At 66.2% G+C, this 532-nt stretch carries 1 protein-coding gene; it reads right to left on the bottom strand.

The window, feature by feature from the left end; all coding sequences use genetic code 11:
• A partial coding sequence (locus tag AC1DBN_RS21455) for a DUF222 domain-containing protein (RefSeq protein WP_477724195.1) occupies positions 1–532 on the bottom strand: 532 nt, incomplete at both ends.

The raw sequence follows: 532 nt of genomic DNA, 5'->3' as shown, positions 1-532 counted from the left end.
CAGTGTCCATCACGCATCCTGATCCAGCGCTTCATAGCCTCCGACAACCGGTAGCTGGTCCGGCCGATCTCGAGCGGTGCGCCGGTACGGGGGTCGACGAGGACCCGGTAGAACGAGGTGGCCCCGTCAGCAACGAGTTTTCGGGCCATCGCCGCCGGGATGGGCCCGTACCCGTCGAGGTCAGCCGGTTCGTCAGTGCTGCCCAACATTGTAAATATCGGAATGGTGACCAGCACGTCGGCTTTCGGCGCGGGGATCTTGCTGAGGTCAACGAAGTATGGGTCGGTACCGGCGCCGGTTTCCTGGCTATCGATGGACCGGCCTGTGGCAGCGGCGCCGGTGTGGGCGCTCAAGAGGAGCGCTGCTGCGGTGTCCGGCCGCAGCTGGGTAAGGGTGCGGGTTTCGCCGGGGCCTTGGAGGCCGCGGGCGATGGCTGTGGTCTTGTTCCAGATGGCGCAGGCGGTGTCCCCGGGCAGGATCAGGGTAATTGTTGCCATCCCGTCGGCGTCGGGGCGGTATTCCATCCGCCGCT

Source organism: Pseudarthrobacter sp. 10T415, from assembly GCF_056394175.1.
The sequence above is the reverse complement of the archived record's forward strand: the minus strand, read 5'-3'. Positions and strand labels throughout refer to the sequence as shown.